The 8,745-nt window shown below is 73.0% G+C and carries 3 protein-coding genes; all 3 read left to right on the forward strand.

What is annotated here, in order from left to right; translation table 11 throughout:
- A partial coding sequence (locus tag ACZ5C2_RS38275) for a beta-ketoacyl reductase (RefSeq protein WP_468801548.1) occupies nt 1-2,133 on the forward strand: 2,133 nt, incomplete at its 5' end.
- Between the two features lie 38 nt (nt 2,134-2,171).
- Nucleotides 2,172-6,926 carry a type I polyketide synthase gene (locus ACZ5C2_RS38280; RefSeq protein ID WP_468801550.1) on the forward strand — a complete coding sequence of 1,585 codons (4,755 nt, stop codon included), beginning with the start codon at nt 2,172-2,174 and terminating at the stop codon, nt 6,924-6,926.
- Between the two features lie 56 nt (nt 6,927-6,982).
- Nucleotides 6,983-8,745, forward strand: a 1,763-nt coding sequence (locus ACZ5C2_RS38285; RefSeq protein WP_468801552.1) for a type I polyketide synthase, incomplete at its 3' end; no start/stop codon positions are given.

Below are 8,745 nucleotides of genomic sequence, written 5' to 3' on the forward strand. Positions count from 1 at the left end.
ACCGCCATGGCCCAGGACAGCCTCGACGGCCTCACCCAGGAGGGAGCCGCACCGCGGTTCATCACCCTCCTGCGCCCCGACCGCCCCGAGGCGGACGCGTTGGCCGACGCGGTGAGCACCGCGTACACGCACGGTGTCGGCGTCGATCTCGGCGCTGTGCTGGGGGCCCCCGCCGGGCCGGCCGACCTGCCCACCTACGCGTTCCAGCGCGAGCGCTACTGGCCCGTCCCGGCCCAGGAACCTCGGAGGCCCCTCTGGCTGGGCGGTGCGGCCGGGACCTCCCGCGTCGACGATCTGGTCTACCGGGTCGACTGGGAGCCGGTCTCCCTGCCCGCGACGGACCTCGCAGGCCGCCGCGTCCTGGTGCAGGGCACCGGGGACGAGGCTTCCGGCGTGGCGCGGGCACTCGCCGAGGCGGGCGCCGACGTGGTGCGCAGCGGCAGTGGTGAGGCCGAGGCGCTGACGGAGGCCGTCGGCTCGGGAGCGCCTCTCGACGCGCTGGTCACCTGCCCCGGGACACCGGCAGCTCTGCTGGCCCTGGTGCAGACGCTCGGAACACTGCGGATCGCGGCGCCTCTCTGGTGTGTCACGCGCGGCGCCGTGTCGGCCGCTCCGGGGGATGCGGCGCCCGATCCGGAGCTCGCCGAGATCTGGGGTCTGGGCCGTGTGGTGGCTCTGGAACGCGCCCAGAGCTGGGGCGGACTCGTCGACCTGCCCGGGGGAGAGGTGCCGGTGGCCGCGCTGTCCGCCGTGCTGGCCCGTGCCGGTTCCGAGGACCAGGTCGCGCTGCGCGACGGTGAGGTGCTCGGCCGACGACTCGTCCGCGCCGGCGCCGGTCCTGCCTCCGCGTCCTGGCGGGCTCCGTCGTCCGTGCTGGTGACGGGCGGTACGGGTGCGTTGGGTGCCCGGGTGGCGCGTTGGCTGGTGGAGCGGGGTGCGGAGCATGTGGTGCTCGTGGGCCGTCGGGGTGGTGCGGTGCCGGGTGCGGGGGAACTGGCGGCGGAGTTGGAGGAGTTGGGGGCGAGTGTGTCGCTGGTGGCGTGTGACGTGTCGGATCGTGGGGCGGTGGGGGGTCTGCTGACGAGGTTCCCGGTGTCGGCGGTGTTTCATGCCGCGGGTGTGCTCGACGACGGTGTGGTGGAGGCGTTGACGGCGGAGCGGCTCGCGGGTGTGCTGGCGCCGAAGGCGGTGGCCGCCGACCATCTGGACGAGGTGGCGCGTGAGCTGGGGCTCGAGCTGTCGGCGTTCGTGATGTTCTCGTCGTTCGCGGGGACGGTCGGAGGTGCGGGTCAGGGCAACTACGCCGCGGCCAACGCGCATCTGGACGCGCTCGCGGAACGTCGTCGTGCGCAGGGCCTGCCCGCCACCTCCATCGCCTGGGGCCCCTGGGCCGACAGCGGCATGGCCGCGGACGAGGCCGTGCTCGAACGGATGCGGCTCGCCGGTATGAGCCCTCTGCGGCCCGATGACGCCTTCTCCGTGCTGGAACGCTCACTCGCCGCCGGGAGCACGGTCGTCACCGTCGCGGACGTCGACTGGGAACGCTACGCGCCCGGGTTCACTGCGGCCCGCCCCAGCCCGCTGCTCGACTCGCTGCCCGAGGTCGCGAAGTCGACCGGGCGGGAGACGGTGGCGTCACCGGAGGAGTGGCTCGCGGGACTGCCCGCGAACCGGCGTGCGGAAGCCGTCCTCGACCTCGTCCGGACCCAGGTGGCCGCGGTGCTCGGCCACCGCGGGGACCGGTGGATCGCGGAGGACGAGGCGTTCAAGGACCTGGGATTCGACTCGCTCACCGCAGTGGAACTGCGCAACCGGCTCGGTGCCGCCACCGGGCTCTCCCTGCCCGCCACGGTGGTCTTCGACCATCCCTCACCGGGCCGGCTGGCGGCCTGTCTGCTCGAGGAGATGACGGGCCGGACCGGCGAAGGCGACGAGGAGTCGAGGATCCGCGAGGCCTTGGCTTCCGTGTCGCTCGAACGGCTGAGGGAGGCGGGACTGGTGGACATGCTGCTGAAGCTCGCGGGCGCCGACGACCCCCCGGCCCCGCAGCCGGACGGCGGCACGCAGGGAGACATCGACGAGATGGACGCCGACGCGCTCATCCGGCTGGCGATGGACGGCACGGAATCCTGACAGGCCGGCGGCACGGCAGAGACACGGGACACGACATCATGGTTGCATCGAACGAGAAGCTGCTCGAAGCGCTCCGCGCCTCCCTGAAGGAGACCGAACGGCTCCGCGAACAGAACCGCCGACTGGGCGAGGCCTCCCGCGAACCCGTCGCGATCGTCGCGATGGGGTGCCGGTTTCCCGGCGGTGTCGGCTCCGCCGGGGAACTCTGGGAGCTGGTGGTGGAGGGCCGCGACGCCGTCACGCCGTTCCCCAGCGACAGGAACTGGGACCTCGGAGTCCTGTTCGACGATGACCCCGACCGGCAGGGCTCCTCGTATGTCCGGGAGGGCGGTTTCCTGCACGACGCGGGCGACTTCGACGCGGCGTTCTTCGGCATCTCGCCGAGGGAGGCCCTTGCCATGGACCCGCAACAGCGTCTGCTCCTGGAGACCTGCTGGGAGACGCTGGAGGCGGGCGGCCTCGATCCGCAGACCCTGCGCGGCAGCCGGACCGGCGTCTTCGTCGGTTCCAACGGCGCCGACTACGGCACGATCCTGGTCGGTGGCCCCGAGCAGTCCGACGGCTACCTGGCCACCGGCAACGCCACCAGCGTCCTCTCCGGCAGGGTCGCGTACACGCTCGGCCTCGAAGGGCCGGCGCTGACCGTCGACACCGCGTGTTCCGCCTCGCTCGTCGCCCTGCACCTGGCGGCCCAGTCGCTGCGTCAGGAGGAATGCTCGCTCGCCCTGGCCGGCGGCGTGACCGTGATGTCCGCACCCACCGTCTTCACCGAGTTCTCGCGGCAGCGCGGACTCGCCCGCGACGGCCGCTGCAAGCCCTTCGCGGCGGCGGCCGACGGCACCGGCTGGGGCGAGGGCGTCGGTGTGCTGCTCCTGGAGCGACTCTCGGACGCCCGCCGCAACGGCCACCCGGTCCTCGCGGTGATCCGCGGCTCCGCCGTGAACCAGGACGGCGCCTCCAACGGACTGACGGCCCCCAACGGGCCCAGCCAGCGGTGGGTGATCGGGGCGGCACTCGCCAACGCGCGCCTGGCCCCGGAACAGGTCGACGCGGTCGAGGCGCACGGCACCGGCACGACCCTCGGCGACCCGATCGAGGCCCAGGCCCTGCTCGGAACCTACGGGCAGGGACGCCGCGACGGGCGGCCCCTGTGGCTGGGCTCGGTGAAGTCGAACATCGGGCACGCACAGGCTGCCTCCGGAGTCGCCGGCGTGATCAAGACGGTCATGGCGATGCGCCACGGTCTCCTGCCGAAGTCCCTGCACATCGACGAGCCGAGCGACAAGGTGGACTGGTCCTCCGGCGCCGTGTCGTTGCTCACCGAGACCCGGCCCTGGGAGACGGCGGGTGAACCGCGCCGCGCCGGCGTGTCCTCGTTCGGCATGAGCGGAACCAACGCGCACGTCATCCTTGAGGAAGGCGACCCGCGGGAGGATCACGACCGCTCCGCCGGGACGGGGACCGTGCGGCGGTCGCTGCCCTGGCTCCTGTCGGCCAGGTCGCCCGCCGCCCTGAAGGCTCAGGCGCGCCGGCTCCTCGCCCACGCCGAGGCCCACCCTGAGCTCACGACGGCGGAGGTGGCCCGCTCACTCGCCATGGGGCGCTCCCGCTTCGAGTACCGCGCCGTCGTCGTCTCCGAGGACCGCTCCGGATTCCTCCGCGCCCTGCAGGGGGTCGCGGCCGGTGAGCCGTCGGTGGGCACGGTGGCCGGCACGGCCATCGCGGGCACCAAGCCGGTGTTCGTCTTTCCCGGACAGGGCTCCCAGTGGGCGGGCATGGCCACCCGCCTCGCCGGCGAATCGCCGGTGTTCGCCGAACGCCTGGCGGAGTGCGCCCGTGCCCTCGAGCAGTTCACCGGCTGGCGACTCGAGGACGTGCTGGGCGACGAGGAGGCGCTGGCGCGCGTGGATGTGGTCCAGCCGGCCCTGTGGGCGGTGATGGTCGCCCTGGCGGCACAGTGGCAGTCCGTCGGAGTGACCCCAGCCGCTGTGATCGGCCACTCGCAGGGCGAGATCGCCGCCGCGGTGGTCTGCGGCGCGTTGAGCGTCGAGGACGGTGCCCGGATCGTGGCGCTCCGTTCCCGCGCGCTCCTCGCCCTCTCCGGCAGGGGAGGTATGGCGGCCCTGCCGGTCACGCCCGGGGAAGCCGCAGGGCTCCTCGAGGACGGCCTGTCGGTGGCCGCGGTGAACGGCCCCCGGTCGGTCGTGGTGTCCGGAGACACAGAGCCGCTCGAGAACCTGCTGACCCGGGTCGAGGGGGCCCGCCGGATACCTGTGGACTACGCCTCCCACTCGACGCACGTCGAGCAGATCGAGGAGGAGATACTCCAGGCCCTGCGAGGACTCCGGCCGGGCACGGCGGAGGTGCCGTTCCTGTCGACGGTGAGCGGGGAATGGCTGGACGGTGGCGAGCTGGACGGCGCGTACTGGTACCGCAACCTCCGCCACCCCGTGCGCTTCGAGGAGGTGATGTCCCGGCTGGCCGCGCAGGAGCACGTCTTCGTCGAAGTCAGCCCTCACCCGGTCCTGGTGCCCGCCGTGGAGTGTCCGGCGCTCGGCACGCTGCGCCGCGGCGAGGACGGTCTCGACCGTTTCCTGCTGTCCCTCGCCGAGGCGCATGTCCGCGGTGTCGCGGTCGACTGGGGCTCCGTGCTCCCCGAGGCCCGCACGGTCGGTCTCCCCACCTACGCCTTCCAGCGGGACCGCTTCTGGCCCCGCCCGAAGCCGCCGGCCACCACCAGCGCCGACCCGGCCGAGGCGGCCTTCTGGACGGCGGTCGAACAGTCCGACGTGGACTCCCTCGCCGGAGAGTTCCGTCCCGAGACGCTCGCCGCGCTGCGGGACGCGCTGCCGGAGCTGTCCGCGTGGCGCCGGGCCCACCGCGACCAGGGCGCCCTGGACTCCTGGCGCTACCGCGTCGGCTGGGTCCCCCTCGGTGCGGGGACGGCGGGCCCGCTCTCCGGCCGGTGGCTCCTGGTCACCGGCGCGGACGACGCCGAGGACCTGGCCGAAGCCCTGACGGCGGCCGGCGCCGAGGTGATCCGCCGCGGCCCCTCCGACGCACTCGACGCCGCCGGAGACCCGGAGGTGCGGGGTGTGGTCGCCCTGCCCCGTTCGGCGTCCGCCTTGCTCGAGCTGGTCCGGGGACTCGCAGACCAAGAACCGTCCGTGCGCCTGTGGTGCGTGACCCGCGGAGCGGTCTCGGCGACCCCGGGCGACCAGGCTCCCGACCCGGCGCTCGCCCAGCTCTGGGGCCTCGGCCGGGTGATCGCCCTGGAGATGGACCGCGTGTGGGGCGGTCTCGTGGACGTTCCCGCCACCCTCGACCCCGTGGCGGGCGCCGCCCTCGTACGCGTGCTGGGCGGGGCGGGCGGTGAGGACCAGGTCGCCGTGCGCGGCGGGACCGTCCTCGGCCGTCGCCTGCGCCGGTGCGCACCAGGGGCGGTCGCGGACCGCGGCCGCTGGCGGGCTCCGTCGTCCGTGCTGGTGACGGGCGGTACGGGTGCGTTGGGTGCCCGGGTGGCGCGTTGGCTGGTGGAGCGGGGTGCGGAGCATGTGGTGCTCGTGGGCCGTCGGGGTGGTGCGGTGCCGGGTGCGGGGGAACTGGCGGCGGAGTTGGAGGAGTTGGGGGCGAGTGTGTCGCTGGTGGCGTGTGACGTGTCGGATCGTGGGGCGGTGGGGGGTCTGCTGACGAGGTTCCCGGTGTCGGCGGTGTTCCATGCCGCGGGTGTGCTCGACGACGGTGTGGTGGAGGCGTTGACGGCGGAGCGGCTCGCGGGTGTGCTGGCGCCGAAGGCGGTGGCCGCCGACCATCTGGACGAGGTGGCGCGTGAGCTGGGGCTCGAGCTGTCGGCGTTCGTGATGTTCTCGTCGTTCGCGGGGACGGTCGGAGGTGCGGGTCAGGGCAACTACGCCGCGGCCAACGCGCATCTGGACGCGCTCGCGGAACGTCGTCGCGCGCAGGGCCTGCCCGCCACCTCCATCGCCTGGGGAGCCTGGGGGGAGACGGGCCTCGCCACACACACCGGAGTCGTCACGGACCGACTCTCCCGCGGCGGCATGAACGCCATGGCTCCCGACCTCGCCGTCGCCGCGCTGGAGCGGGCCTTGGCCGACGACGAGACGCACCTGGTCGTCGCCGACGTCCACTGGAGCCGCTTCGGCGAGTCCTTCCTCACCGGACGGCCCAGCCCTCTGCTCTCGGAACTCCCCGAGATCCAGGCCCTGTCAGCCGTACGGGAACAGCGGACGGCCGTCGGCGCGGGCAGCTTGCGGGACACCCTGCGAGGAAAGTCCGGCGAGGAACAGAAAGAGGCCGTGCTCGCCCTCGTGCGAGCCCAGGTGGCCGCCGTGCTGGGACACGGCACACCGGAGACGGTCGTCGACACGCTGGCCTTCCGCGACGCCGGGTTCGACTCGTTGACCGCTGTCGAACTGCGCAACCGGCTCGACGCCGTCACCGGAATGAATCTGCCGGCCACCCTGGTCTTCGACCATCCCACACCGGTGGCCCTGTCGGCCCATCTGCACCGCGAGATCTGCGCCCCGGCCCCGGACGACGGCCACGGCCCCGACGCGGACCTCGACCGTCTCGAAGGAGCACTGGAGCGTCTGGGAGCCGGCACGGCCGACCACACGCGGATCATGCTGCGCCTTCAGTCACTGGTGGCCCGCTGGCGCGACGACGACGGCGGCACGCCGTCCTCCGCGGAGCCCGCCAAGGACGACTTCGAGGCGGTCCTGGACGACGACGAACTCTTCGGTCTCCTCGGCGAGAAGTTCGGCATCGAATGACCGCCGGAGCCGCATCCGCCCACCACCGCGACCTTCCGAACGACAAGGCGGCACCCGTGTCCAACGAAGACAAGCTCCGCCACTTCCTCAAGCGGGTCTCCAGCGAACTGGAGAGGACCCAGGACCGCCTGCACGAGGTGGAGGCCCGCGACCGCGAGCCGATCGCGGTGGTCGCCATGAGTTGCCGCTTCCCCGGCGGTGCCGACACCCCGGAGGCACTGTGGGACCTGCTGGCGTCCGGCCGCGACACGGTCACCGGCTTCCCCACGGACCGGGGCTGGGACCTCGACCGTCTGCTGTCCGCGGATTCCACGGACTCCTCGTACGCCCGGCAGGCCGCGTTCCTGCACGACGCCGCCGAGTTCGACGCCGCGTTCTTCGGCATCCCTCCGCGCGAGGCGCTCGCTCTCGACCCGCAGCAGCGACTGCTCCTGGAGACTTCCTGGGAACTCCTCGAACGGGCGGGGGTCGACCCGACCGCCCTGCGGGGGAGCCGGACCGGCGTCTTCGTCGGCACCAACGGCCAGGACTACGCGCCCGTCGCCGTGAACTCCACGGACGATCTCGGCGGCCACATCATGACGGGGAACGCGGCCAGCGTCCTGTCCGGCAGGCTGTCGTACGTCTTCGGTCTCGAAGGTCCGGCGGTCTCCGTCGACACCGCCTGCTCGTCCTCCCTGGTGGCCCTTCACCTCGCCTGCCAGTCACTACGGCAGCGCGAGTGCGCGCTGGCGATCACCGGGGGCGTGACCGTGATGGCCATGCCCACGCTGTTCACGGAGTTCTCCCGGCAGGGCGGTCTTGCCGCTGACGGGCGGTGCAAGGCCTTTTCGGCGTCGGCGGACGGCACCGGCTGGGGCGAGGGTGTGGGGGTGCTGCTGTTGGAGCGGTTGTCGGACGCGCGGCGCGACGGGCACGAGGTCCTCGCGGTGATCCGCGGCTCCGCCGTGAACCAGGACGGCGCGTCCAACGGTCTGACGGCGCCGAGCGGTCCGGCGCAGCAGAAGGTGATCCGGCAGGCGCTGGTCAACGCGGGCCTCACCGGGGCCGACGTCGACGTGGTGGAGGCGCACGGCACCGGTACCACGCTCGGTGATCCCATCGAGGCGCAGGCGCTGCTCGCCACGTACGGGAAGGGCCGCGCCGAGGGCAGGCCGTTGTGGCTGGGCTCGCTGAAGTCGAACATCGGGCACACGCAGGCCGCGGCGGGTGTGGCCGGTGTGATCAAGATGGTGATGGCGATGCGGCACGGCATCCTCCCGAGGACGCTGCACGTCGACGAACCCACGCCTCATGTCGACTGGTCAGCAGGCGACGTCCGGCTCCTGACCGAGAACACGAACTGGCCCGCCGCCGGTGAACCGCGCCGGGCGGGTGTGTCGTCGTTCGGGATCAGCGGCACCAACGCCCACGTGATCCTCGAACAGGCTCCTGAGGTACCCGCCCCGGAGGGGGCCGTGGACCGGGCCGACGACCGCGGCGCGGTACCGATCCTGCTCTCGGCCCGCGACGAAGCAGGACTGCGCCGTCGCGCGGCCTCACTGCGCGGCTTCGCCTCCGACCGTGGGCAGGTGGCTCTTGTCGACCTCGCCTGGTCGTCCGCGACCACCCGTGCCGCGCTGGAACACCGGGCGGCCGTGGTGGCGGCCGACCGCGAGGAACTCCTGCGTCAGCTGACCGAACTGGCCGACGGCACGGCGCCGAGTGGTCTGCCCCCACGGCCGGGTCGTACCGCGTTTCTGTTCGGTGGGCAGGGGGCGCAGCGGTTGGGTATGGGGCGTGGGTTGTGTGAGGCGTTTCCCGTGTTCGCTTCGGTGTT

It is taken from the genome of Streptomyces sp. NPDC031365 (genome assembly GCF_055569765.1).